Genomic DNA, 23,473 nt, shown 5'->3' with positions numbered 1-23,473 from the left:
CTCAAAGTGCATCGTCGAATATTGTTTTTGTTGTTCGAAGCCTGAGTCGCAGATCTAGTGTTGGCGGCTTCCCTCCTCACGCAAAAGCGCTTGCAGGGTATCGAGCCGCGCGCCATCGAAAGCGATGACGGTGCCTTGCTCGAATACCCGACGCGCCAGTCCCGTCAGCACCGCGCCAGGCGGCAGTTCGATCTGCAGACGAACCCCACGTTCGTAGGCGCTTTGCACGGTGCCGCGCCAATCGACGACGCGGCACATGTTGAACGCCAGGTCGTCGCGCAAGGCATCGGTGTTGATGATTGGCCGGGCGCGACTACCGCTCAGGTAGCCCAACACCGGCGTTTTCATCGGCACCTCGGTGAACGCTTGCGCCAGGGTTTTGGCCGGGCCTTCCAGCAACGGGCAGTGCGACGGAACGCTGACCGCGAGGCGTTTGGCCAAGCCTGCACCTTGATCTCTTGCCAGCGCCGCAACCGCTTGCATCGCGTCATCGCTGCCAGCAATGACCACCTGGTTATCGGCGTTGATGTTGGCCAGGTAGACCGGTGCGTCGACACCGTGAACCTGCGCCAGCAAACCTTCTACCGTGGCCAGATCAAGGCCGATGATCGCAGTCATCCCGTAGCCCCGTGGATAAGCCTGCTGCATCAGCTCACCGCGCAGGCTGACCAGATGCAGCGCATCACTGAAGCTCAAGGCACCAGCCACCACGGCGGCGGGATAAGCGCCAATGGATAAGCCGGCCACGTAATCCGCTGTCATTGCTAACTGACGCGAAGCCGCCACGCCGGCGATCAGCAGGCACAGCTGCACAGACCTCGTCGACTTCAAAGCGTCGGCGTCATCCAGCAGCAAAACATCTTCACCCAGCGCTTCGCTCGCCTCGCGAACCGTCTCGCGGGGTAAACGATGGAGCATGCCCGGCTGCTGCGCGCCTTGTCCCGGGAACACCAGCAAACTGCTCACGCTGCCTGCTCCTGTGGGTTCCAGGGATCGTCGACCAGGCAGGCACCGATAGCACTTTTGAGCAGGACTTTTCGCGTAGAACCGGCCCACTCGCGCAATGCGACGGCGCCGAAAGGCGTCTGCAACTGCATGTCCACCGGGCATAACGCAGCGTCCAGCAGGTTCACCAGTTCCTGGGCTTGCGACCGACACACTGGTTGCGGCGTACGCAGGATCAAGTCGAGGTCACTCTGCGGGTGCAATGCCTCAATACCGCTGGCCAGCTCGAACCCGGCACTGCCACTGACACCCCAGACCCAACCGCAGTCGTCAAGCATCGGTCGCAGTTGATCGAGGGCGCGTACTGCCGGCAGATCCCGTTCGATCAAGACGTGACACAGCGCTTCCGGTTGAACGCGACGCTGAATCCCGTCGACCCGCATGACCGTTGCGAAGCGCTGTTCACGCAAGCGCCCACGCACCCCGACTGCGATGTCGCCCGCCGTGCACAACGCCCGTCGAACCACCACTGGCTGCCCTGCGTCGATCGAATCGATCACCCACGCAGGCGCGCCCGCTGGCAACTGCTCCAGGGTCATTCCCCAGAGCAGGTCATGGGCCAGAATGGCGCTCACCACTGCTCTCTCAACAGTTGGCGAACCTGGCTCGAGGCGGCACGATTGCTCGCGCCCAAACGGCTGCTCAGGTCGCGACCGCTGACAGCGACGTCAGCAATCGCCTGACTCAGGCATTCAGTCACCCGCTCCAGATCAGCAGCGGTGGGCTGTTCAATCTGCTCCACCGACAAGGTTTCCCAGAGCAATCCAAGGCTGGCATAGCTGTCGATGTCATAGGCCATCGGCGGCACACTGGCGGCCAGGGCTTCAAGTTCTTCGACGCTGCGCAACGTCACGCGCGCGGCCGATGCCTTGCCCATGGCATGCACCATCACCCCCGGATCCCGCAGCGCGATCAGCCGGTTGGCCTGGTAACCATGAGCCAGAAACGCACCCGACATCGCCTTGCCCACCAACAACCCGATCACCGCGTGACCAGCCAATCGAGCGCGGGCGTAACTGTCTGCCGCACCCGCCAACGCCTGGTGAATGCCGAGCGCTTCTTCGCGTCGGCCGTAGGCCTGACTGGGCACATCGACAATAGCGATCACCGCGCGTTTGTGCGGTGTGTCCTGATCGGCTGCGATGACTTCATCCACAGCCTTGGCCAGCCCCCACCCTTCCAGCAGGCCGACTTCGCCATTGCGGGCGCGCACAAAACGGTTGTCGGGATCGGCCACAACGGCAATGAACCGAACAGTTTGATCACCCATTACGCCATCAGCGACCTTTAGCGAGGGCGGCAAACCTTCAACCGATTTTGCGCCGGCACTCAAGGCCTCGAACCAGTTCAAGCCTCGCACTGAATAGGAACTCATGAGCGCTCTCCTTGATACAGATCGCGAACCGTCGCCGGCTCGATTTGCGGTACCGCGCCCAGACGGGCCAGGCGTTGCAGAAACCGTTCGGCCTGATGGCTGCGCGGTTGTGCCGGCAACCCTTGCTTGAGCAATTGACTGACGTGTTGCTGGATCTGCTCGACGTCGTCGGCGACGTAGCGGTCTACCAGACCGCTGGCGAAACGTTGCTCGCCGCCGGTCAGGCTCCAGATGAAAGGACGATCACGTGAGTCGTATTCCTCAAGTCCCGCTTCCTGTTCGATCACTTGCGGACCGTTCAAGCCAAGCCGTGCTTCGCGCGTCACCACCAGATAGCTGCAGAGCCCGGCGGCAATCGACATCCCGCCAAAGCATCCGACGCTGCCCGCCACGACGCCGACGACAGGCTGGTACTGCTGAAGATCGACAATGGCCGCGTGAATATCGGCAATCGCGGCCAGACCGAGGTTGGCTTCCTGTAACCGCACGCCCCCGGTTTCCAGCAGCAATACAGCACGGGTCGGCGTGCCCTTGCGGTTGTCTTCGGCCGCCAGTTCCATTGCGCCGGCAATCTTGGCCCCGCCGACTTCCCCCAGGCTGCCGCCCTGGAATGCGCCTTCGATAGCGGCGATGACCACGGGTAATCCGCCGAGGCTGCCCTTGGCGATAACCACACCGTCATCGGCTTGTGGCACCACGCCCTGGCGCGATAACCACGGCGACATGACGCGTTGGAAGGGGTCGAGCAGTTCGCGAAAAGTGCCGGCATCGAGCAAGGCTTTCGCCCGTTGTCGCGCGCCGAGTTCGACGAAGCTGTGTTTGTGGGCAAGCGCTGCGTTGTCAGTCATGGCCGATCTCCTCAAAGCCTTGCTCCAGACGCAGACGCACCACGCCCGGGGTCGCGCCGAAATCGTGGATATCGATGTCCATCGCCGGGGGTGTCTGGCCTTCGAACATGCGCGCAAACAGATGCTGCCAGCGCTGCTCGCTACCGTTGACAGAGGTCTGAACCTGGATCTTCAACTTGCCCGCCTGACCGGGCTCGATCAGCACTTCCAGATCGCCCGAGCCGACACAGCCCACCAGCGTGCGGCCACGGGGTGGCTGACCGGCGGGGAATTCAAAAGATAAGGTTTCCATCAGGACGCTCCCTGGATAATGCCGGCGCCGGACTCGATGCGATCGAGGAACAGGCAGGCGGCGAGCAGGTCTGCGGCACCGCCGGGCGAGGCATTCAATGCGATAAGTTGTTGGTCGAGTTCATGCAAATGACGGCGACCGGCGAGGCTGGCGCTGCCACCTTTGTCGAGCACCGCTTGGGCGCCAGCCTGCATGGCGTGCAAACCCTGCTCACCGGCGCGGTACAGCACGCAGGTATCGGACAGTTGAGTCATGATCGCCAGCAACGCATCGAGGCGGGCATTCTGCTCGCCGCCTCCAGCGGCACGACTGCGTTTGAGTTGTGGCAACGCGCGGTGAATCACGGCCGGAAAACCCAGCTGCGCTTCTTCACGGGCACCGCGTGCGCCGTATCGTTGGGCGACCTGGGCGCCATGACTCAGGGGGCGCGGCGCGTAACGGTCATCAAGCAGGGCTAATCGCGCCGCTCGCAGGGCCACGCTATGCGGGGTATTGGCTTGAGGCGCCAAAGCGGCGGCTGAGACCAAAAGACCCAAGGCCCAAATAGCGCCACGATGGGTATTCACACCGGCCGTGGTGGTGAGCATGGCGTACTCCCCTTCCCGGCCGATACGCCCGACGGCTTCGCGCAGTTGCACATTCACTTCGCCAAGCTCGATGGCCGCTTCAGCCATTTCCTTGAACGCCGGCCACAACGACAGCGCCGAGGCGTGCATCAGTCCGAGGTGCAAATCGGTGTGAGCGCCATTGCCGCGACGGTCGACCAGCGCCGGTTTCGGCGACAGATCCGCTTCATCGATCAGTGCGTCCACCGCAAGGTCCGCCAGCCGTTCGGCCAGGGTTAAAGGTTTGGGTTGCAGATTGAATGCGTGCATTACCAACTCCTGAACTTGGCGGGCGGGTTGTAGAGGCCACCGGACCATTCCACCAGATCTGCCACGCTTTTCGCCGCCAGCAATTGGCGAGTGGCGTCGGTGCGGCGGATACCGAGATCCTCGGGCAAGGCGATCAAGCCTTCACGGCGCATGCGGGCGGTGTCTTTGGGGTTGTGGCGCAGCCCGATGGTGGTGACTCCGGCGACGGCGGCGATCATCGCCTGACGCTCTTCGAGCGAGCGCGCCTTGTACAAATAAGCGATGCCTTCTTCGGTCAGCAGGTGCGTGACGTCGTCACCGTAGATCATGATCGGCGCCAACGGCATGCCACTTTTGCGCGCGACTTCCACAGCGTCCAGAGTTTCGACAAAGGTCGGTTTTCCGCCCTCCTGGAAGGTCTCGACCATTTGCACCACGAGTTTTTTACCGCGCTCGAGCAGCGCTTCAGGCGCATCGTCGTGGCGCATGTCGAGCCACGCCGGTGTGCCATGGCGACGACCGCGCGGGTCGTGGCCCATGTTCGGCGCGCCACCGAAGCCAGCCAGTCGTCCACGCGTCACGGTGGATGAATGCCCGTCACCATCCACTTGCAAGGTCGCACCGATGAACAGGTCCACGGCGTATTGCCCGGCCAGTTGGCAGAACATCCGGTTGGAGCGCAGAGAGCCGTCGCGCCCGGTGAAGAACACGTCTGGCCGGGCGGCAATGTAGTTTTCCATGCCCAGTTCGGTGCCGAAGCAATGCACGCTTTCGACCCAGCCGCTTTCAATCGCCGGTATCAGTGTGGGATGGGGATTGAGGGTCCAGTTGCGGCAGATCTTGCCCTTCAGGCCAAGGGACTCGCCGTAGGTCGGCAGGATCAATTCGATGGCGGCGGTGTTGAATCCGATGCCGTGGTTGAGCGACTGGACATTGTGTTTTTCGTAGATCCCGCGGATCGCCATCATCGCCATCAGCACATGCACAGGCTTGATGTGCCGCGGGTCGCGGGTGAACAGGGGTTCGATATAGAAAGGCTTGTCCGCCACCACCACGAAATCCACCCAGGACGCGGGGATGTCGACACGGGGCAGTTCGCTGACATCGTCCACCAGCTGATTGACCTGGACGATCACGATGCCGTCGCTGAACGCGGCCGGCTCGATCAGCGCCGGGGTGTCTTCGGTGCTAGGGCCGGTGTAGATGTTGCCGGCGCGGTCGGCCATGAAGCCGGCCGAGAGCACGACGTTGGGAATCAGGTCCACCACCAGCCGTGCATAGAGTTCGATGTAGGTGTGGATGGCGCCGATTTCCAGCAGTCCGTCTTCCAGCAACTGGCTGATGCGCAGGCTTTGGGTGCCGGCAAACGAAAAGTCGAGCTTGCGGGCAATGCCGCGTTCGAACAGGTCCAGATGCTCGGAACGACCGACGCTGGGCATGATCATGTGCAAGTCATGCAGCTTCGCGGGATCAGCCTTGGCCAGGGAACGGGAAAGGAAATCCGCCTGCTTCTGGTTGTTGCCCTCGAGCACCACACGGTCGCCCGGCAGGATCAACGCTTCAAGCGCGGCAACGATCTTGTCGGTGGGAAGGACCACACCGTCGGCCAGATCCTTGACCAACTCCAGACGCCGCTGCTTCTCGCTGCGCCGCCGCGTCCATCGCGAGTCGGGGGATATTGTTGTTGTCATGACCACTCCACGGGTTCGCTATCGTGGGGGTCACCTTAGGAGCGTTGAGTGGGGGCATCAATCAAGCAGAGTGGTGGATAGTTACGGTCAGGGTAATGGTTTGAGATTGGCCTCTCACCCTAGACTTCTCCCCAGAGAGTTGGATTTCGAACACACCTAGTTATCTGTCCTGATAAAGCTCCACGGCAATCATCGACAAGTCCCAAAAAAGGACCTATCAGTCCCTTTTTGGGACTCTTCAACCTTCACCAGCCAAATGGGGATTTGTGTTTAAAAGTTTCTCCGCAGGAGGGTGAGCAGCTACGCAGTCTGGCGTCGCTGCCTACAGCAATGCCAGAACTCGCCGACTGGTGCGGTTTTGCGTTGATCTTTATCGTTTCCGGGTCGCTGCCAATTCAGCGATCGGGTCTGGAAAACCCGAAGAACAGGATCAATGCACATGACATAATGCGGCGCTTTTTTTGCTCCGTAGTTCTAAGTTATGGCGGCTGTGCGTGGGAGACCTTCGGGTCTGCCGGGTTTGATCCTTTCTCGGTTTTTCCAGTCCGCGTACAGCTGCCACCCTTTTCGTCTGGAAAACGAAAAACGGCAGCTCCATCACTACAAGGATCTTTGCCATGTTTAAACCAACTCCCAACCCGCCGGAATCCGACACCGACTCCGAAGCATCCCTCGAAGCTGAAAAACTCAAGGAAGCCGTCGACCGCATCTTTTCCTGCTACTTCCCACCTCATGAAAAACCGGGCAAGCGCCGCAAACATCAACTCTTCAGCGTCTCCCCCGGTATCGACACCGAAGCCCTTCTGGCCAATGCATCCGAAGACCTGCTGTCCATCAGCGCTATTGCTGCCGATCTGGCGGACGATGTGGAAGGCTCACGCCGCTCTGTAGCCTTGGCGCTCAGCCGCATGGCGGATGGGGTGCAGTTGTTGGTGGAGCGGGCGCTGGATCATCACGAGTCTGCGCAGATGAAGGCTCAGGCCAGGGCTTAGCGCAGAAACCCTAGTGGCGAGGGAGCTTGCTCCCGTTCGGCTGCGAAGCAGTCGTAAAACCAATGTTCTCGGTGTACCTGATACACCTCGATTGCAGGTTTTGGGGCCGCTTCGCGACCCAGCGGGAGTAAGCTCCCTCGCCACAGGGATCCGGTCAGACCAGACCCGCACTCACTAGCAGTTCTTCCAGCGCCAGCAAATCCGGCACCTTCGCCACCTGATCCCCCACCTGCACCGCCGCCATTTCCAGCGCGCACAACGGCACATCCACATAGCTCAGCTGACTGTCCAGCTTGTAGGACCTGGGGATCCCTTGTACCAGCAGCGCGATGAACCGCAGCTCCGGCCGCCCGCCCAGAGCGTTGAGGATGACGATCCGCGCACGGTCCCCGATAACGATTTTGCTGCCACACGCCGCTTCGAAACTGAGCAATGGAATGTGCCGATCCCGCCACGTCACTCGCCCCAGGTACCACGGCGGTGTATCCAGATCGAAAGCACCGGGCTGATAGTCGATCAGCTCGGCGACCGCGACGTTGGGCAGGATCAGGTTGCGATCTGCCAGGGGCAGCAGCAGTCCGGTGAGGTTGCTGGTGCGGTGTTCAAGCATGGGGTTTGCTCCACAAGGCGATGCTGTCGAGCAACACCGATTCCTGATACGGCTTGCCCAGGTAGTCATTGACGCCGATGGCCATGGCACGGTCGCGGTGTTTCTGGCCGGTGCGGGAGGTGATCATGATGATGGGCAGGTGCTGCAAACGTTCGTCGGCACGAACCTGTGCGGCCACCTCGAAACCGTCCATGCGCGGCATTTCGATGTCCAGCAGCATCAGGTCAGGCAGGTGTTCTTCGAGCAGGAGCATGGCGTCGACACCGTCCTTGGCCGTGAGCACGTTCATGCCGTGGCGTTCGAGCAGGCGACTCGTCACCTTGCGCACCGTGACCGAGTCGTCGACCACCAGCACCAGCAATGGCTTGTGCGGTTCGACTTCCGCATCGTCAGTGGCCTGAGGGACACGGGCCTGCATGGCGCGCAGCGGCGCCAGCAGATCAAGAATCAGCACCACCCGGCCATCACCCAGAATGGTCGCCCCCGACAAGCCTTTCACGGCCGCAAATTGCGGACCGAGGCTTTTGACCACGATCTCACGAGTCCCGGCCATGGCATCGACCTGCACAGCGATGTGACGCTCGTTGCACTGCACCAGCAACACCGGTAATGGCAGGCTCTGGCCCAACAGTTTCGGGCGAGAGCTGGTTTTGAGCAGCTCACCCAGGTAGCACAATTCATAGTGCTGTCCGGCGTATTTATAAGTCGGCGGATCCAGCCGGTAATGCCCTTCGAGTTCGTTGGGCAGCACGCGAACAATGCCGTCGATAGTGTTCAGCGGGATCGCGTATTGATCCTCACCGCACTGCACCATCAATGCCCGGTTGACCGACACCGTGAAGGGCAGGCGAATCCGAAAATGCACGCCCTGCCCCGGCCGGGAGTCGATGCTCATGCTGCCGCCCAGTTGCCGCACTTCTTCATGGACCACGTCCATGCCGACGCCACGCCCGGAAATCTGGGTGATTTTTTCCGCTGTCGAGAACCCCGGCTGCAGGATGAATTGCAGCACGTCGCGGTCACTGATATCGCTGTCGGGCGCCAGCAAACCCCGCTTGATCGCTTTGCGGCGCACGGCGTCCAGCGGCACGCCGGCGCCGTCGTCGCGGATGTCGAAAATGATGTCGCCACCCTCTCGCGACAGGTCCAGGGTGATCATGCCTTGAGCCGGCTTACCCGCCGCAATGCGTGCTTCGGTGGATTCCAGCCCATGGTCCACCGCGTTGCGCAGCATGTGTTCCAAGGGTGCCGCCATGCGTTCGAGCACATTGCGGTCCATCTCGCCTTCAGCGTTGCCGACGATGAATTCCACGTCCTTGCCCAACTCACTGGAGACCTGGCGGACGATGCGTTTCAACCGCGGCAACATTCGTTCGAACGGCACCATGCGCGTACGCATCAGGCCTTCCTGCAACTCGGTATTGATGCGGCCCTGCTGTTGCAGCAGGTTCTGCGCGTCCTGATTGCGCCGGTCGAGTGTTTCCTTGAGATCGAGCAAGTCGGAGGCGGATTCGAACAACGCGCGTGAGAGTTGCTGCAGTTGCGAATGGCGGTCCATTTCCAGCGGATCGAATTCCTCGTAACCCAGGCGTTCGGCTTCGACCTGCTGCCGGCTGAGGATGCGTCCCTGGGTTTCCGTATCGAGCCGACGCAGCTGATCGCGCATCCGCTCGATGGTGGTTTCCATCTCGCTCAGGGCCACGCGGGCATCGTTGACCTGTTGCTCGATGCGGCCACGGAATATCGACGTTTCACCCGCCAGGTTGACCAGATCGTCGAGCAGTTCCGCCGAGACCTTGACCATGTCCGCGCCGATATCGGGCTGCAGGATCGGCGGTTCGGGCTTGAGCGCGGCGGGTGCGACCACCGCGACGTCAGTCACTGCCGGATGACTGAAATTCCTGATCGCATCAATCAGCCGGTCGGCCGGCGGCAAGGGTTGGCCAGCGCGGGCCGCGTCGAGCATTTGGGCCAGTCGGTCATGGCTGCTTTGCAACAGGGCGAACAACGCCCCGGTCGGTTGCAACACACCCGCGGACAAGCCTTCGTAAAGGGTTTCCAGCTCATGGGCCAGGTCGCCGATGGGTGCGATTTCCACCATCCGTGCCCCGCCCTTGAGGGTGTGCAAATCCCGCAGCAGGGTTTCCACTTCCTGGCGGTTCGACGGTTCCGCCTGCCAGCGCACCAAGGCAGCGCCGGAGTTTTCGATGATGTCGAAACCTTCTTCCAGGAAGATATCGAGCAACTCCGGATCATGGCTTGGCGAATCGCTGACGGGTGTTGTTTGCGCGGCTTCCGCACTGACGACGTTGTGCTGGCGGAACTCACGGATGGCCTCGATCAGCTCATCCGGATTGTCCAACGGCGTGTGACTGTGCAACTGCTCAAGCAGCTGTGCGAGGCGGTCATGGCTGTGCTCAAGCAGCTGCGCCAACACGTCGTTGTGGCTGTAACGGCGGTCTGCCAACCCTTGGTAAAGGCCTTCCAGCTCATGGGCCAGATCGCCCACCGGCTCGATTCCGGCCATCCGCGCACCGCCTTCGAGGGTGTGCAGATCACGCTGCAGAGACAGCAGCGGCGCGGCGTTGTCCGGATCACTCAACCAGCGTTGCAAGGCCTGCCCGGCGCTCTCGAGAATATCGACCGCTTCCTCAAGAAAGATCGAAACGATTGCATCGTCGCGCTCGGCAGGAGATTCGGTCTTCGCCAGTTCGGCGGTGGCACTGCCCAGTTCACGGATGCTCAAGGTGCGGCTGCCGTCGCTGCGAATCAGGCCCATCGCCGAGGGATCAAGACTCTCATCGAGCAAGCCGCGCAAGGCTCGCACTCGCTCCGGTTGAGGGCTGACTTCCTGGCCCGCCGCCAGTTCGTCGAGCATGTTGATCAACGCTTCATGGGCACTTTGCGCTTCGTGAAAAAACCGGTCGCTGACTGCCAGACTGCTTTCTTCCACCGCGCCATACAGGTCGAGCAAGGCTTCGCAGAGTTCATCCACCGGGTGCAGATCAGCCAGGTGCGCGCCTTCGCCCAAGGTGGTCAATTCATCCAGTAGTGCACTGAGTTCCTGGCGCTCGCCCGGATGTTGCTGCCAGCGTTGCAACAGGCTTTCAGCGTCCAGCAGGATGTCCATGCCTTGGGCGAGGAAGTTGTTGATCAGTTGCGGATCACGCTTGATGCGCATCCGGGTATGCGGTGCGTTCAAAAGGGTTTCCAGACGCTCGGCCAGCAGTGCCTGGGTTCTTTCGATCAAGGTACGCGCACCGGGAATGTCAGCCAGTGGATCGATTTTCAGCTGGCGCAATCCGAGCCGGAACAAGCCTTCGGCCTCCAGCAACAACTCGACTTCGTCCAGGTCCAGCGCTAACAGATGCGCCTTGTACTCGCGAGCCAGTTGGTCCAGCGGCGCCGCCAGTTCGGCAATCGGCAAAACGCCGGCCATGGAGGCGCTGCCCTTGAGGGTATGCAAGGCGCGCTGCAAGTCGTCGCTGGCCTGCAAGGGTACATGCTCGGCGGCTTGTTCGAGGAATCGGTTGAGGCTGGCCAGATGGGTTTCGGCTTCGTTGCGGAAGATCTCCAACAGCAGGGGATCGAGCGCGGCGACGTCTTGCACGTCCTCGTCCAGCAGCGGTTCAACGCCCTTGGCCAAGGCATGCGCTCGGGCGGCCAACTGGTCGACATCGTTGCGCTGGCGCTGGGTGTTGCTCGCAAATTCAGCCACCAGTTCCGGCAGCAATTGCATCACATCATCCAGCAGCTGATTCACCGCAGGCCCGGGTTTGACGCTGTGTTCGAGCACGCGATTGAGCAGGTTCTCCACCGCCCAGGCCAGCTCGCCCAACACCAATGCCCGGACCATCCGGCCACTGCCTTTCAAGGTGTGAAAGGCCCGGCGTAATTCACTCAGGGCCGATGTGCTCTCGGGTGTGGCGGTCCAGCGCGGCAAATATTCGCGAAGGGTATCCAGAACTTCTTCAGCTTCTTCGAGGAACACTTCACGCAATTCATCGTCCACCGGCTCTTCGTCCGCGGGTGGCGGGAGCAGACTGCCAGGCGTGTTCAGGGCGGGGGGATTCACGGTGGAAACGGGACTGGCCAATACATCGGCCAAGGTCTGGACCACGTCTGGATCTTCCAGCGCCTGCTGTTCCTGCATCACCTGCGCTTCGCTGGGGCTCAGCACATCTTCCAGCACCGGCACATGCCGCTCGTTGGGGAAGAAACCCAGGACAGCCAGGCCTTTTTGCGCCACGTCGAGCAGGTGCTCCCCCGGAGCCTCCGGGTCATCACTGAGACGCTCCACGTAATATTCGATGCTGGTGATAACGTCGGCGAGGCTGTCCAGTTCCTGCCAGCCGGGCTGGTCCGGGTCCAGCAACAAGTGCTCGCGAATGAAGTGATTGCAGGATTCGATCAGGCTGGCTGCGCGGCTCAATGGAATCATCGCCAGCGCCCCACGCACCTGTGTCAGCAAGGCCGGCAATGGCTGCAAGTGCTGGCGGTCCCAGTCGGCGTCGATGTAGTCGACGATCATGTCCTTGGCCTGTTGCAGGCAGATGCGCGCCTCCCTGATGACGATCTGGTGGATCTGCGTCAGGTCGGTGGTTGGCAAGCGGCTGTCTTCCTGGCTTTCCGGCTCAACGGTGCCGACCATGCCGGACAGGTTGGCTTCGACGTAGAGCAAGGCACCGGCGACGTCCATGAGAACGGCATCGCTGGGTTCGCGCTGGCCTTGAACGAGGCTCAGCACTACCGCCAGTTGATCGATGATGACCTTGCGCGGCTGACCAAATCCCAGCACCGCCAGGGTGTCGGCGATTTGTCGCAGGGGCGACAGCAGGCTTTCGAGGTCCGACGTGTGCTGGCGGTCGCTGCGGACGAACAGGTCCAGGCGCTCTTTCACCCGCACCAGTTCTTCGCAGAGCGCCGCCAGCACCGAGCGCATGGCATCGCGGTCGGGGCCGGCCAACCGGGCGCGTTCTTCGTCGACCATTGCGCTGTCAGGCAATGCGTCGTCCAGTGAGTAGCGATCTTTCATGGTCAGCATCTGCCCGGTGGGGTGGTCGGCTTTGGCAATGTAGAACAGCAAACTCTTGAGCAACTCTGGAGGCGCTGGTTGGTTGATGCCGCGCATGCCCTGTTCGAGCAGGCGCTTGAGTTCTTTGTCCGCGTCCTTGAACAGGCTGCGCAATGCCGGACTGTTAGCAATGGCACCGCCGCGCATGCCTTCGACCAACGCCGAAGCCACTTGCCACAAAGGGCTCAGCGGCGCATCGCCACAGATGCCTTCCAGGCGCGCAAAGACCTTGGCCAGGTAGCCAAGGTGAGTATCGTCCTCCTGCTCGCGCAGCAAACCGACCAGCGCCATCTGCAGCATCTGCCGCAACTTGCGTAATACGTTGGGTAATTCCGCCGGCTCCAGAAGCGCGAGTTCTTCTTCATCCAGCGCGGGCAAGTCCGGCAGTTGCGGGCTGAACAGACTGGTTTCTGACAGCAGGCTCTCGCCACGTGCGCTACGCAAATCATTGATCAGCGGCAGCACTACCAGCGGCAGGTCCCGCCGTGCGCCCTGTACCCGATCGAGGTAGATCGGCAACTGCCCGAGGGCTTGCAACAGCAGGTGGATCGCTTCATCACGATGGCTGACGCGGTTCTGCAACAGCGCCAGGGTCAGCTGTTCCATCTCTTCGGCGAGCAACGCCGCGCCGTAGAACTCGACCATCTGCAGCACGCCATGGACCTGATGGATGCACGCCAGGCATTCACCGAGCGCAGGCGTTGTCTGCTCCTCGTCGATGGCCATGCTTTCCAGGTGAAGAGCCGCCTGCCTCAGCGTTTCGGCAATCTCACCCTTGACCCACTCGAGGGCCACATAGTCGTGCCGATCACCCATAACCACTCCGCTCACTGCCCCTCTCAAAAAAAAGCATACGCCTGTTGGCGCTTCACACTTTATCCGCTGCTTGCGATTTGGCCGCCGGCAAGGTGAAACCGGACACCGAGCGCCGCAGCTGACTGGCCATTTTCGCCAGGTTGCCGATGCTCTCGGCGGTAGCGGTGGAACCTGACGAGGTCTGCGAGGTGATTTGCTGGATTACGTTCATCGTCAGGGAAATCTGTCCGGCCGAAGACGTCTGCTGCTGGGCGGCGTTGGAAATACTCTGGATCAGCGCCGCGAGGGTTTTCGAAACGCCTTCGATTTCTTCCAGGGCCACGCCGGCATCGTGCGCCAGGCGTGCTCCGCGCACCACTTCGGTGGTGGTCTGCTCCATGGAGATGACCGCTTCGTTGGTGTCGGTCTGAATCGCCCGCACCAGGGTTTCGATCTGCCGTGTCGCGGCGGAGGAACGCTCGGCGAGGCGCTGCACTTCATCGGCGACCACCGCAAAACCGCGTCCGGCGTCACCGGCCATCGACGCCTGGATGGCTGCGTTCAAGGCGAGGATGTTGGTCTGGTCGGCAATGTCATCGATCAGGCTGACGATATCGCCGATTTCCTGAGAGGACTCGCCCAGGCGCTTGATGCGTTTGGCGGTGTCCTGAATTTGTTCACGGATGTTGTCCATGCCGTGGATAGTGTTGTGCACCACCTCGTTGCCCTTGTTGGCGATTTCCACCGAACGCTCGGCCACCGCCGAAGATTCCGCGGCGTTGGCTGATACCTGGTCGATGGACTGCGCCATGTCATTGATGGCCGTGGACGCTTCGGAAATCTGCTGGGCCTGATGCTCCGACGCCTGCGCCAGATGCATGGCGGTGGCCTGGGTTTCCTGCACGGCAGCCGCGACCTGGCCGGCCGTCAGGTTGATGGTGGCGACCAGGTCCCGCAGCTGGTCCACGGAATAGTTGATCGAGTCAGCGATGGAGCCGGTGAAGTCTTCCGTCACCGAGGCCGTCACCGTGAGGTCACCGTCAGCCAGGTCTTCGATTTCGTCGAGCAGGCGCATGATCGCGGTCTGGTTGCGCTCGTTCTTCTCGGCCGTTTCCCGCAGCTGACGATTGGTTTCACGCACCATCACCATGCCGATGAGGATGATCGACGCCAGAGCCAGCAGCCCCAGTACGTAGCCGCCGATGGTGTCGGTGGTGCGCCCGCCGGCCAGGTTCTCAAAACCGGTGGCCAGGTGTGAAGCTTCGTCGAGCAGGGTTTGCGACAGGCTGAAAATGTTGGTGGCGGACTCACGGACCTTGAACAGCTCCGGTGAGGTTTCGAGGATTTCATCGACAGAGCCCGAGACAAACTCAAACAGCTCGGAAATCTCGATCAGACGCGCTCGCGCATCGCGGTCTTCGACCTGGCTGACTTTCAGCGCCGGATTGCCCTGAAGCATGCCGTTGAGCACTTGGCCGAATCGCGCTGCGTCACGTCCGAAGATGTCGGCGGCTTGCTGCGAACTTTCATCGCCGGCCAGTACGGTATTCACCGCGCCCAAAATACGCTCGGCCAGCAGCGATTGACGTTGAGCCATCGCGACCTGGGCGGCCGGTGCACCGCGCTGTAGAAGAATCTCGACGACTTTTTCGTACTCGACCTGCAATTGCGGCACGGTTTCGGCCAACGTCGCCGCGACTTGATGCAGCGACAATACGGTCTGTTCGCTGGAGAGAATGGTGTCGGTGTTTTTCAGCAGGCGCTCCCAATCCAGCTGCACGGCGCGCATTTCCGGGCGCACGGTGGACGGCGCCGGCGGCAGTCCGGTGGAGGGATCGCCTTTTTTCAGGTAACTCCAGCGCTGGGCAAAGTCATTGCGTGCATCGCTGAGCAGCTTGAATGCGGCGGACTTGCCGGCGGCGGCTTCGGTGGCGTTTTTGGCAATGCGCTGGGATAGCACGCGCAGTTCACCGGCGTGGCCGATGTACTGTTTGTCGTACGTGGCTTGGGTGTTGAGGTAAGCAAAGTTGGCGAAGAGCAGCATGATGAAGATGATCAGCGCGATGAACAGCACGATGATCTGCGAGCGGCTGCGCGACCCTTCCATTGACTTGCCTGTTTTTGCTTTTGTCATCGGTCCTCGCCTGTTAACCAACCTTTAGAACCGCCAGAGCCCGCTCCCACATGGGTTACAGCGCGACGTGCATGAAGCTTTGGGACTGCACCAACGCAAACGGGCTGAATACCTGCCAGGTCTGCTCACGCTGAAACTGGCCCTGGATGAATGGTGCAATCGTGCCGCCCAAGCCATCTACCGGTTCCAGACTGTCCTGGGCAAAGTGCTGCAAGCCGAAAACCTCATCAACCATCAACCCCGCAAACACATCGCTGTGCTCGATCACCAACACGCGTCGTTGCTTGCGCACCGCCGACAATTCATCACCGAAGAAGCCGCACACATCCATGACAGGCAGCAGTCGGCCGCGCAGGTTAGCGACACCCTTCACCCACGGTTTCACCCCTGGCAACTGAGTGAGCCGCGGCTCGGGCAGAACTTCGCTGACTTCCCTCATGGGCGCGACATACCAGTGCTCGCCCAGGCGGAAGCCGATACCGCTCCAGCTGTCCTGCCGGGTTGGCTGGGACGGCAAGTCCGCTACCAGCAGCCGACAACGCTGATCGATCTGCAGCAGCAATTCGAAGGCAGTCAGTGATTCGGTCATGGCGGTCAGATCAACCGGCCAGCACGCTGTTCAGGGTCTTGATCAGGGTGTCTTCGTCGACCGGTTTGGTCAGGTAATCCTTGGCGCCCTGGCGTGTGCCCCAGACTTTGTCGGTTTCCTGATCCTTGGTGGTGATGATGATGACCGGGATGTGCCCGGTTTCCGGATCCTTGGTCAGCTGACGGGTTGCCTGGAAACCGTTGAGGCCGGGCATGACGATGTCCATCAGCACGGCGTCGGGTTTTTCCTGACGAGCGAGGGCTACGCCGTCGGCGCCGTTCTCGGCTTTCAACACTTCATGACCGTGCTTTTCCAGCATGCCGGTCAGTTTGTACATTTCGGTCGGCGAATCATCGACGATCAGAATACGTGCCATGGTTTTCCCCATTCTTGTCGACGCCAGGCCCGTTGGCCGAGCGTCACTGTGCGTGTCCTACTGCGGCAAAACGGCGGCGAAACCCGGTACATGGGCCTGGATCGCGTTCAGCAGTTCTTCCTTGCTGAAAGGCTTGGTCAGAAACTGGTCGGAGCCGACGATGCGCCCCTTTGCCTTGTCAAACAGGCCATCCTTCGACGACAGCATAATCACTGGCGTGGACTTGAACGCACTGTTGTTCTTGATTAAAGCGCAGGTCTGATAACCATCCAGACGCGGCATCATGATGTCGACGAAGATGATGCCAGGATGGTTGTCGGCAATCTTGGCGAGCGCATCGAAACCGTCGATGGCCGTGATGACCTCGCAGCCCACGTTTTTCAGCAACGTTTCGGCGGTGCGGCGAATCGTCTTCGAATCGTCGATCACCATGACCTTCAAGGCGCTGGAATGCTGATCCATAGTTGCTCTACCGTCGCCTTTGCGAATCAAATTGTCCGTTTCCGGTCCACCGGAGGCTCGAAACCCTTGATACTCAAGGGCCAGTACTGCTTGGCAGTCTTTTTAGCACAGTCTCCAATACCAATCTATCGGCCAGCCTGCGCAGTGGTTTTTCCTTGACCGGGAACACACTCAGCGCCACTCTGACGCCACTTTTATACGGTCCTTTGGCCCCCCAAATTTCGAGGAAAAACCCATGAGCGTTCGCGTCGGGATTGTCATGGATCCTATTGCCGGCATTTCCTATAAGAAGGATAGCTCGCTGGCCATGCTGCTGGCCGCACAGAAGCGCGGCTGGGAACTGTTCTATATGGAACAGCGCGATTTGTATCAGGCAGAAGGCGAAGCGCGGGCGCGGATGCGGCCTCTGAAAGTCTTCGCCAACCCTGAAAAGTGGTTCGAGCTGGAAGCCGAGACTGACGCGTTGCTGAGCGATCTGGATGTGATCCTGATGCGCAAGGATCCGCCGTTCGACATGGAGTTCGTGTACTCCACGTACTTACTCGAACAAGCCGAGCGCGCAGGCGTGCTGGTGGTCAACAAGCCGCAGAGCCTGCGTGACTGCAACGAAAAACTGTTCGCCACGCTGTTCCCGCAGTGCACACCGCCGACCGTCGTCAGCCGTCGCGCCGATGTGTTGCGTGAATTCGCCGCCAAGCACGGCGATGTGATCCTCAAGCCGCTGGACGGCATGGGCGGCACCTCGATCTTCCGTCACCGCGCCGGTGATCCAAACCTCTCGGTGATCCTGGAAACCCTGACGGCACTGGGCACCCAGCAGATCATGGGCCAGGCTTATCTGCCGGCAATCAAGGATGGCGACAAGCGCATCCTGATGATCGACGGCGAGCCGGTTGATTATTGCCTGGCGCGTATCCCGGCCGCCGGCGAAACCCGTGGCAACCTGGCCGCCGGTGGTCGTGGCGAAGCCCGCCCGCTGAGTGAAAAAGACCGCTGGATCGCTGCGCAAGTCGGCCCGACCCTGCGGGAAAAAGGCCTGCTGTTCGTCGGCCTCGACGTGATCGGCGAACACCTCACCGAAATCAACGTCACCAGCCCGACCTGCATTCGCGAGATCGACAATGCATTCGGCACCGATATCGGCGGCCTGCTGATGGATGCCATCGATCAGAAGCTCAAGGCTCGTTGATATAGAACAGCCAGGAAATCACCAACATTGCGTTATCATGCGCGGCCTGTGAAAAACGCGATGTTGGTTTTCTAGTTATGACTCTTCCGTCCGATCTGCCCGCCGAACTCGCCCACCGTGGTGTGCGCCCGGCCGATCGCCTCGGATTTACCCTGTTTCTCGCGGCGCTGATTCACCTGGCCTTGCTGTTGGGCGTCGGGTTCACCATGGTCGAACCCAAGCAGATCAGCAAAACCCTGGAAATCACCCTCGCCACCTTCAAAAGCGAAAAGAAGCCTGAGAAAGCCGATTTCCTCGCGCAGGACAATCAGCAAGGCAGCGGCACCCTGGACAAGAAGGCCATCCCCAAGACCACTGAGGTCGCGCCATTCCAGGACAATAAAGTGCAGAAAGTCACGCCTCCGCCGGCCGCCCAGCCTGAAGCCCAGGAAGCGCCGCCCAAGGCTGCCGTGACAACCGTCGCACCGAAGCCGAAAAAAGCCCCGACCAAAACCGAAGCCCCCAAGACAGACACCAAACCCAAGGTGGCTGCGCCGACGTTCGACACTGAGCAGCTGTCCAGCGACATTGCCAGCCTGGAAGCGGAACTGGCCAACGAACAACAGCTGTACGCCAAGCGGCCACGCATCCATCGCTTGAGCGCCGCCTCGACCATGCGCGACAAAGGTGCCTGGTATAAGGACGAATGGCGCAAGAAGGTCGAGCGTATCGGCAACCTCAATTACCCGGACGAAGCACGCCGCAAGCAGATCTACGGCAATTTGCGCCTGATGGTCTCGATCAACCGCGATGGCTCGCTGTATGAAGTGCTGGTGCTGGAATCCTCCGGGCAACCGTTGCTGGATCAGGCAGCCCAGCGCATCGTGCGGCTGGCAGCGCCGTTTTCACCGTTCAGCGGTGATTTGTCGGACATCGACCGGCTGGAGATCATTCGGACGTGGAAGTTTGCGCGCGGGGATAGGTTGTCCAGTAATTGACACCCACAAATCCCTTGTGGCAGCGGGCTTGTGTGGCGAGGGGATTTAGCGAAACGTCGCACCGGCTCGTTCGGCTGCGCAGCAGTCGTAAAGCTATTGCATGCGTTTGTCAGATCCAACGGAGTTGCAAGCTTGGGGTCGCTGCGCGACCCAACGGGGATAAATCCCCTCGCCACAAACGCCCACTCCCACATTCGAGAGGTGTTGGCTGCCAAATTGCGGCATCCCCAGCTTGTCAGTTCGCCCCTCCAACGCCACACTAGCGCTCATGAAAAACGTCAGCCCCAGCTACCTCAAGCATCACTTCCTGATCGCCATGCCGCACATGGCCGACCCGAACTTTGCCCATACCTTGACCTACATCGTCGAGCACACGGCCAGTGGTGCCATGGGACTGGTGGTCAACCGTCCGCAAGACCTGAACCTGGCGGAGATTCTCGAGCAATTGCGCCCAGACATCGAACCGCCAGCGCTCTGCCGCCACGTACCGATCTTCATTGGCGGACCGGTGCAAACCGATCGCGGATTTGTCCTGCATCCATCAGGACAGAGCTACCAGGCGACCGTTGATCTGGAAGGCGAGCTGTCCCTGTCGACCTCCCAGGACGTGCTCTTCGCCATCGCCGACGGTGTCGGACCTGCGAAAAGCGTGATTGCCCTGGGTTACGCCGGCTGGGAAGCCGGGCAGCTTGAGGCCGAACTGGCCGACAACGCCTGGCTGACCTGCCCGTTCAATGCCGACATTCTGTTCAACACCAGCAGTGAACTGCGCCTTGAAGCAGCGGCCAGGCACCTGGGCATCAATCTGAGTTTGCTGACCAGCCAGGCGGGGCACGCCTGATGGCCCTGCGGTTGATTCTGGGTTTCGACTACGGCACCAAACAGATCGGCGTTGCGGTCGGCCAGGTGATTACCGGCCAGGCTCGCGAGCTGTGTACCCTCAAGGCGCAAAACGGTATTCCCGACTGGAATCAGGTCGAAGCCTTGATCAAGGAATGGAAGCCTGACGCTGTGGTGGTCGGCTTGCCCTTAAACATGGATGGCACGCCAAGCGACATGTGCTTGCGAGCGGAAAAATTCGCCCGCCGCCTGAACGGCCGCTACAACCTGCCCTTTTATACCCACGATGAACGCTTGACGACGTTTGAAGCCAAGGGCGAACGGCGTGATCGCGGCGGCCAAAAAGGCAGTTACCGCGACAACCCGGTCGACGCCATCGCCGCCGCCCTGCTGCTGCAAGGCTGGCTCGACGAAAACAGCGCCCTGTTCGAATCCTGATCGCACCCAATCCTGAAGAGCCGTTAGCCCGTCTCTCTTAGCTACAACCCGAGCCATGACATGACGCACACCCGGCTCGGGCCCAAGAAGGAGCAACCATGAGCCTGCCCAATCCCGCCGAACTGATCAGCCAGATGGCGATCCGTCTGAAGGCGCACCTGGAACACCGCGGCATCAGCGAACCCCGTTACATCGGCATTCGCACGGGCGGCATCTGGGTCGCTCAGGCGCTGCTTGAAGAGCTGGGCAGCGATTCGCCCCTCGGCACCCTGGATGTTTCCTTCTACCGCGATGACTTCAGCCAGAACGGCCTGCACCCACAAGTACGGCCGTCCGCGCTGCCCTTCGAGATCGAAGGCCAGGACCTGGTGCTGATCGACGACGTACTGATGAGTGGCCGCACCATCCGCGCCGCGATGAACGAACTGTTCGACTACGGCCGTCCAGCCAGCGTGACCCTGGTTTGCCTGCTGGACCTGGACGCCGGCGAGCTGCCGATCCGCCCGAATGTGGTTGGCGCGACGTTGTCACTGGCCGCCCACGAACGGGTGAAGCTGTCCGGCCCGTCGCCGCTTGTGCTTGAACTGCAAGACCTCGCCCTTTAATTCGCCCTATTGAGAGTCCCCTCGCGATGACGCCTCTAGACACCAAGCGCCCGCTGCAGCTCAATGATCAGGGCCAGCTGCGCCACTTCCTCTCGCTCGACGGTTTGCGCCGCGAGCTTCTGACGGAAATCCTCGACACCGCCGACTCGTTCCTTGAAGTCGGCGCCCGGGCGGTGAAGAAAGTACCGTTGCTGCGCGGCAAGACCGTCTGCAACGTGTTCTTCGAGAACTCTACCCGCACCCGCACCACCTTCGAACTGGCCGCTCAGCGGCTGTCGGCGGACGTGATCACCCTGAACGTGTCCACATCGTCGGCGAGCAAGGGCGAAACCCTGCTGGATACCTTGCGCAACCTGGAGGCCATGGCCGCCGACATGTTTGTCGTGCGTCACGGTGATTCCGGCGCGGCGCACTTCATTGCCGAGCATGTCTGCCCACAAGTGGCGATCATCAACGGCGGCGACGGCCGTCACGCCCACCCGACCCAGGGCATGCTCGACATGCTGACGATCCGCCGACACAAGGGCGGTTTCGAAAATCTCTCGGTAGCCATCGTCGGCGACATCCTGCACTCGCGGGTTGCGCGCTCGAACATGCTGGCGCTGAAAACCCTGGGTTGCCCGGACATCCGCGTGATCGCGCCGAAAACCCTGCTGCCGATTGGCGTCGAGCAATACGGCGTGAAGGTCTACACCGACATGACCGAAGGGCTCAAGGACGTCGATGTGGTGATCATGCTGCGCCTGCAGCGCGAACGCATGACCGGCGGCCTGCTGCCAAGCGAAGGCGAGTTCTACCGCTTGTTCGGCCTGACCACCGCACGCCTGGCCGGGGCCAAGCCGGATTGCATCGTCATGCACCCGGGGCCGATCAACCGCGGGGTGGAAATCGAGTCAGCGGTGGCCGATGGTCCGCACTCGGTGATTCTCAATCAGGTGACCTACGGGATCGCCATTCGTATGGCCGTATTGTCGATGGCCATGAGCGGACAGACAGCGCAACGTCAATTCGAACAAGGCCAATTCGAGCAGGAGAACGCCCAGTGAAGCTCAGCATTCTCGGCGCACGCGTGATCGATCCAGTCAGTGGCCTGGATCAAGTGACTGATATCCACGTTGAAGCCTGCAAAATCGTCGCCATTGGCGCCGCGCCTGCCGGTTTCGTCGCGGTCGACACCATCGATGCACAAGGCCTGGTGGCCGCCCCGGGTCTCGTCGACCTGAACGTCGCCCTGCGCGAACCGGGCTATAGCCGCAAAGGTTCGATTGTCAGCGAAACCCGCGCCGCTGCAGCTGGCGGCGTGACCAGCCTGTGCTGCCCTCCGAAAACCAAGCCGGTGCTGGACACCTCGGCAGTCGCCGAACTGATCCTCGACCGCGCTCGTGAGGCTGGCAACGCCAAAGTCTTTCCAATCGGCGCTCTGAGCAAAGGCCTGGAGGGCGAACAGCTTGCGGAGCTCGTGGCACTGCGCGATGCCGGTTGCGTCGCCTTCGGCAACGGCCTGGACAGCTTCCGCAACACCCGCACCCTGTGCCGGGCGCTGGAATACGCGGCGACGTTCGACCTGACGGTGATCTTCAACTCTCAGGACCATGACCTGGCTGAAGGCGGCCTGGCCCATGAAGGCCCGACCGCCAGCTTCCTCGGCTTGCCGGGTATTCCGGAAACAGCAGAGACCGTGGCCCTGGCCCGGGATCTTCTGCTGGTCGAGCAAAGCGGCGTGCGCGCGCACTTCAGCCAGCTCACCAGCGCTCGCGGCGTGGCCCTGATCGCTCAAGCCCAGGCGCGCGGACTGCCGGTAACCGCCGATGTCGCCTTGTACCAGTTGATCCTGACCGATGAAGCGCTGATCGATTTCAGCAGCCTCTATCACGTCCAGCCACCGCTGCGCACACGCGCCGACCGTGATGGCCTGCGTGACGCGGTGAAGTCAGGGGTGATTTCGGCGATTTCCAGCCATCACCAGCCCCACGAGCGAGACGCCAAACTGGCACCGTTCGGCGCCACCGAGCCGGGTATCAGCAGCGTTGAACTGCTGCTGCCGCTGGCGATGACGCTGGTAGAGGATGGTTTGCTGGATCTGCCAACGTTGCTGGCACGCTTGAGCGCCGGACCGGCCGAGGCATTGCGTTTGCCTGCGGGCAAGTTGGTGGTGGGCGGGGCAGCAGACATTGTGCTGTTCGACCCGGCGGCCTCGACCGTTGCGGGCGAGACCTGGCTGTCCAAGGGCGATAACTGCCCGTTCATTGGGCACAGCTTGCCGAGTGTTGTGCGTTACACCCTGGTGGATGGGCGAATCAGCCATCAGGCTTGATACCGGGTTGCCC

Annotated in this window: 21 protein-coding genes; 8 read left to right on the top strand and 13 right to left on the bottom strand. The window is 61.3% G+C overall.

Annotated elements, in window-relative coordinates; genetic code table 11:
- Positions 1-54: 54 nt before the first annotated feature.
- The 7 genes from mdcH to mdcA are packed head-to-tail and all read right to left on the bottom strand — an operon-like array spanning position 55 to position 6,065.
- Complete coding sequence (mdcH, locus tag AC3ZVB_RS04215; protein ID WP_490145836.1) at positions 55-966, bottom strand: malonate decarboxylase subunit epsilon; 912 nt, start codon at positions 964-966, stop codon at positions 55-57.
- Positions 963-1,583, bottom strand: a complete 621-nt coding sequence (locus AC3ZVB_RS04210) for a malonate decarboxylase holo-ACP synthase (RefSeq protein ID WP_490145835.1) — start codon at positions 1,581-1,583, stop codon at positions 963-965. Before AC3ZVB_RS04210 ends, mdcH begins: the two co-directional genes overlap by 4 nt.
- Positions 1,577-2,380 (bottom strand): biotin-independent malonate decarboxylase subunit gamma, encoded by an 804-nt coding sequence (mdcE, locus tag AC3ZVB_RS04205; protein WP_490145834.1) that lies wholly within the window; start codon positions 2,378-2,380, stop codon positions 1,577-1,579. The genes AC3ZVB_RS04210 and mdcE overlap by 7 nt, the downstream gene beginning before the upstream one ends.
- A complete protein-coding gene (locus tag AC3ZVB_RS04200; protein WP_490145833.1) occupies positions 2,377-3,228 on the bottom strand; it encodes a biotin-independent malonate decarboxylase subunit beta in 852 nt (283 codons plus the stop codon). The genes mdcE and AC3ZVB_RS04200 overlap by 4 nt, the downstream gene beginning before the upstream one ends.
- Positions 3,221-3,520, bottom strand: a complete 300-nt coding sequence (locus AC3ZVB_RS04195; protein ID WP_162440890.1) for a malonate decarboxylase subunit delta — start codon at positions 3,518-3,520, stop codon at positions 3,221-3,223. Before AC3ZVB_RS04195 ends, AC3ZVB_RS04200 begins: the two co-directional genes overlap by 8 nt.
- The gene (locus tag AC3ZVB_RS04190; RefSeq protein ID WP_490145832.1) at positions 3,520-4,395 is read right to left on the bottom strand and encodes a triphosphoribosyl-dephospho-CoA synthase; all 876 of its coding nucleotides are present in this window, start codon (positions 4,393-4,395) and stop codon (positions 3,520-3,522) included. The genes AC3ZVB_RS04195 and AC3ZVB_RS04190 overlap by 1 nt, the downstream gene beginning before the upstream one ends.
- Positions 4,395-6,065, bottom strand: a complete 1,671-nt coding sequence (gene mdcA / locus AC3ZVB_RS04185) for a malonate decarboxylase subunit alpha (protein ID WP_194691036.1) — start codon at positions 6,063-6,065, stop codon at positions 4,395-4,397. The genes AC3ZVB_RS04190 and mdcA overlap by 1 nt, the downstream gene beginning before the upstream one ends.
- A gap of 617 nt (positions 6,066-6,682) precedes the next feature.
- Between mdcA and AC3ZVB_RS04180 the strand changes: the two genes are divergently transcribed.
- Positions 6,683-7,057 (top strand): DUF6124 family protein, encoded by a 375-nt coding sequence (locus tag AC3ZVB_RS04180; protein ID WP_490145831.1) that lies wholly within the window; start codon positions 6,683-6,685, stop codon positions 7,055-7,057.
- Positions 7,058-7,211: 154 nt separating this feature from the next.
- Here the strand turns inward: AC3ZVB_RS04180 and AC3ZVB_RS04175 are convergent, their stop codons facing one another.
- The 6 genes from AC3ZVB_RS04175 to pilG are packed head-to-tail and all read right to left on the bottom strand — an operon-like array spanning position 7,212 to position 17,097.
- The gene (locus tag AC3ZVB_RS04175; RefSeq protein ID WP_490145830.1) at positions 7,212-7,667 is read right to left on the bottom strand and encodes a chemotaxis protein CheW; all 456 of its coding nucleotides are present in this window, start codon (positions 7,665-7,667) and stop codon (positions 7,212-7,214) included.
- Positions 7,660-13,557, bottom strand: a complete 5,898-nt coding sequence (locus AC3ZVB_RS04170; RefSeq protein ID WP_490145829.1) for an Hpt domain-containing protein — start codon at positions 13,555-13,557, stop codon at positions 7,660-7,662. The genes AC3ZVB_RS04175 and AC3ZVB_RS04170 overlap by 8 nt, the downstream gene beginning before the upstream one ends.
- Positions 13,558-13,609: 52 nt before the next feature.
- On the bottom strand, positions 13,610-15,670 hold the full coding sequence (locus AC3ZVB_RS04165; RefSeq protein WP_162439344.1) for a methyl-accepting chemotaxis protein: 2,061 nt from the start codon (positions 15,668-15,670) through the stop codon (positions 13,610-13,612).
- Positions 15,671-15,725: 55 nt separating this feature from the next.
- Entirely contained in the window at positions 15,726-16,259 is a 534-nt protein-coding gene (locus AC3ZVB_RS04160) for a chemotaxis protein CheW (RefSeq protein WP_490145828.1), read from the bottom strand.
- A 10-nt stretch (positions 16,260-16,269) separates the two neighbouring features.
- On the bottom strand, positions 16,270-16,635 hold the full coding sequence (pilH, locus tag AC3ZVB_RS04155; protein ID WP_162439346.1) for a twitching motility response regulator PilH: 366 nt from the start codon (positions 16,633-16,635) through the stop codon (positions 16,270-16,272).
- A 57-nt stretch (positions 16,636-16,692) separates the two neighbouring features.
- Complete coding sequence (gene pilG / locus AC3ZVB_RS04150) at positions 16,693-17,097, bottom strand: twitching motility response regulator PilG (RefSeq protein ID WP_027926573.1); 405 nt, start codon at positions 17,095-17,097, stop codon at positions 16,693-16,695.
- A 235-nt stretch (positions 17,098-17,332) separates the two neighbouring features.
- On the opposite strand from pilG, the gene gshB reads away from it, so the two are divergent.
- The 7 genes from gshB to AC3ZVB_RS04115 all read left to right on the top strand — a co-directional run bounded on the left by gshB (position 17,333) and on the right by AC3ZVB_RS04115 (position 23,460).
- Positions 17,333-18,286 carry a glutathione synthase gene (gshB, locus tag AC3ZVB_RS04145; protein ID WP_162439347.1) on the top strand — a complete coding sequence of 318 codons (954 nt, stop codon included), beginning with the start codon at positions 17,333-17,335 and terminating at the stop codon, positions 18,284-18,286.
- A 77-nt stretch (positions 18,287-18,363) separates the two neighbouring features.
- The gene (locus AC3ZVB_RS04140) at positions 18,364-19,263 is read left to right on the top strand and encodes an energy transducer TonB (protein WP_162439348.1); all 900 of its coding nucleotides are present in this window, start codon (positions 18,364-18,366) and stop codon (positions 19,261-19,263) included.
- Between the two features lie 268 nt (positions 19,264-19,531).
- Entirely contained in the window at positions 19,532-20,104 is a 573-nt protein-coding gene (locus tag AC3ZVB_RS04135; protein WP_162439349.1) for a YqgE/AlgH family protein, read from the top strand.
- Entirely contained in the window at positions 20,104-20,541 is a 438-nt protein-coding gene (gene ruvX, locus AC3ZVB_RS04130; RefSeq protein WP_090178626.1) for a Holliday junction resolvase RuvX, read from the top strand. The genes AC3ZVB_RS04135 and ruvX overlap by 1 nt, the downstream gene beginning before the upstream one ends.
- Before the next feature lie 98 nt (positions 20,542-20,639).
- Positions 20,640-21,146: a bifunctional pyr operon transcriptional regulator/uracil phosphoribosyltransferase PyrR gene (gene pyrR, locus AC3ZVB_RS04125; protein ID WP_194691031.1), complete on the top strand. Its 507-nt coding sequence runs from the start codon at positions 20,640-20,642 to the stop codon at positions 21,144-21,146.
- Between the two features lie 26 nt (positions 21,147-21,172).
- Positions 21,173-22,192: an aspartate carbamoyltransferase catalytic subunit gene (locus AC3ZVB_RS04120; protein WP_162439351.1), complete on the top strand. Its 1,020-nt coding sequence runs from the start codon at positions 21,173-21,175 to the stop codon at positions 22,190-22,192.
- Positions 22,189-23,460: a dihydroorotase gene (locus AC3ZVB_RS04115; RefSeq protein ID WP_162439352.1), complete on the top strand. Its 1,272-nt coding sequence runs from the start codon at positions 22,189-22,191 to the stop codon at positions 23,458-23,460. The genes AC3ZVB_RS04120 and AC3ZVB_RS04115 overlap by 4 nt, the downstream gene beginning before the upstream one ends.
- Positions 23,461-23,473: the final 13 nt, after the last annotated feature.

It is taken from the genome of Pseudomonas sp. MDV22-iso1, from assembly GCF_058145095.1.
Note: the sequence above shows the minus strand (reverse complement) of the source record. Positions and strands in the feature narration are given on the sequence as shown.

Coding starts and splice junctions, on each gene's coding strand:
- mdcA (WP_194691036.1), bottom strand. CDS start 6,065: ATGACAACAACAATATCCCCCGACTCGCGATGGACGCGGCGGCGCAGC.
- gshB (WP_162439347.1), top strand. CDS start 17,333: ATGAGCGTTCGCGTCGGGATTGTCATGGATCCTATTGCCGGCATTTCC.
- AC3ZVB_RS04120 (WP_162439351.1), top strand. CDS start 21,173: ATGACGCCTCTAGACACCAAGCGCCCGCTGCAGCTCAATGATCAGGGC.
- AC3ZVB_RS04180 (WP_490145831.1), top strand. CDS start 6,683: ATGTTTAAACCAACTCCCAACCCGCCGGAATCCGACACCGACTCCGAA.
- AC3ZVB_RS04165 (WP_162439344.1), bottom strand. CDS start 15,670: ATGACAAAAGCAAAAACAGGCAAGTCAATGGAAGGGTCGCGCAGCCGC.
- pilG (WP_027926573.1), bottom strand. CDS start 17,097: ATGGATCAGCATTCCAGCGCCTTGAAGGTCATGGTGATCGACGATTCG.
- AC3ZVB_RS04175 (WP_490145830.1), bottom strand. CDS start 7,667: ATGCTTGAACACCGCACCAGCAACCTCACCGGACTGCTGCTGCCCCTG.
- AC3ZVB_RS04190 (WP_490145832.1), bottom strand. CDS start 4,395: ATGCACGCATTCAATCTGCAACCCAAACCTTTAACCCTGGCCGAACGG.
- AC3ZVB_RS04195 (WP_162440890.1), bottom strand. CDS start 3,520: ATGGAAACCTTATCTTTTGAATTCCCCGCCGGTCAGCCACCCCGTGGC.
- pilH (WP_162439346.1), bottom strand. CDS start 16,635: ATGGCACGTATTCTGATCGTCGATGATTCGCCGACCGAAATGTACAAA.
- AC3ZVB_RS04200 (WP_490145833.1), bottom strand. CDS start 3,228: ATGACTGACAACGCAGCGCTTGCCCACAAACACAGCTTCGTCGAACTC.
- AC3ZVB_RS04160 (WP_490145828.1), bottom strand. CDS start 16,259: ATGACCGAATCACTGACTGCCTTCGAATTGCTGCTGCAGATCGATCAG.
- AC3ZVB_RS04135 (WP_162439349.1), top strand. CDS start 19,532: ATGAAAAACGTCAGCCCCAGCTACCTCAAGCATCACTTCCTGATCGCC.
- AC3ZVB_RS04170 (WP_490145829.1), bottom strand. CDS start 13,557: ATGGGTGATCGGCACGACTATGTGGCCCTCGAGTGGGTCAAGGGTGAG.
- pyrR (WP_194691031.1), top strand. CDS start 20,640: ATGAGCCTGCCCAATCCCGCCGAACTGATCAGCCAGATGGCGATCCGT.
- ruvX (WP_090178626.1), top strand. CDS start 20,104: ATGGCCCTGCGGTTGATTCTGGGTTTCGACTACGGCACCAAACAGATC.
- AC3ZVB_RS04140 (WP_162439348.1), top strand. CDS start 18,364: ATGACTCTTCCGTCCGATCTGCCCGCCGAACTCGCCCACCGTGGTGTG.
- mdcE (WP_490145834.1), bottom strand. CDS start 2,380: ATGAGTTCCTATTCAGTGCGAGGCTTGAACTGGTTCGAGGCCTTGAGT.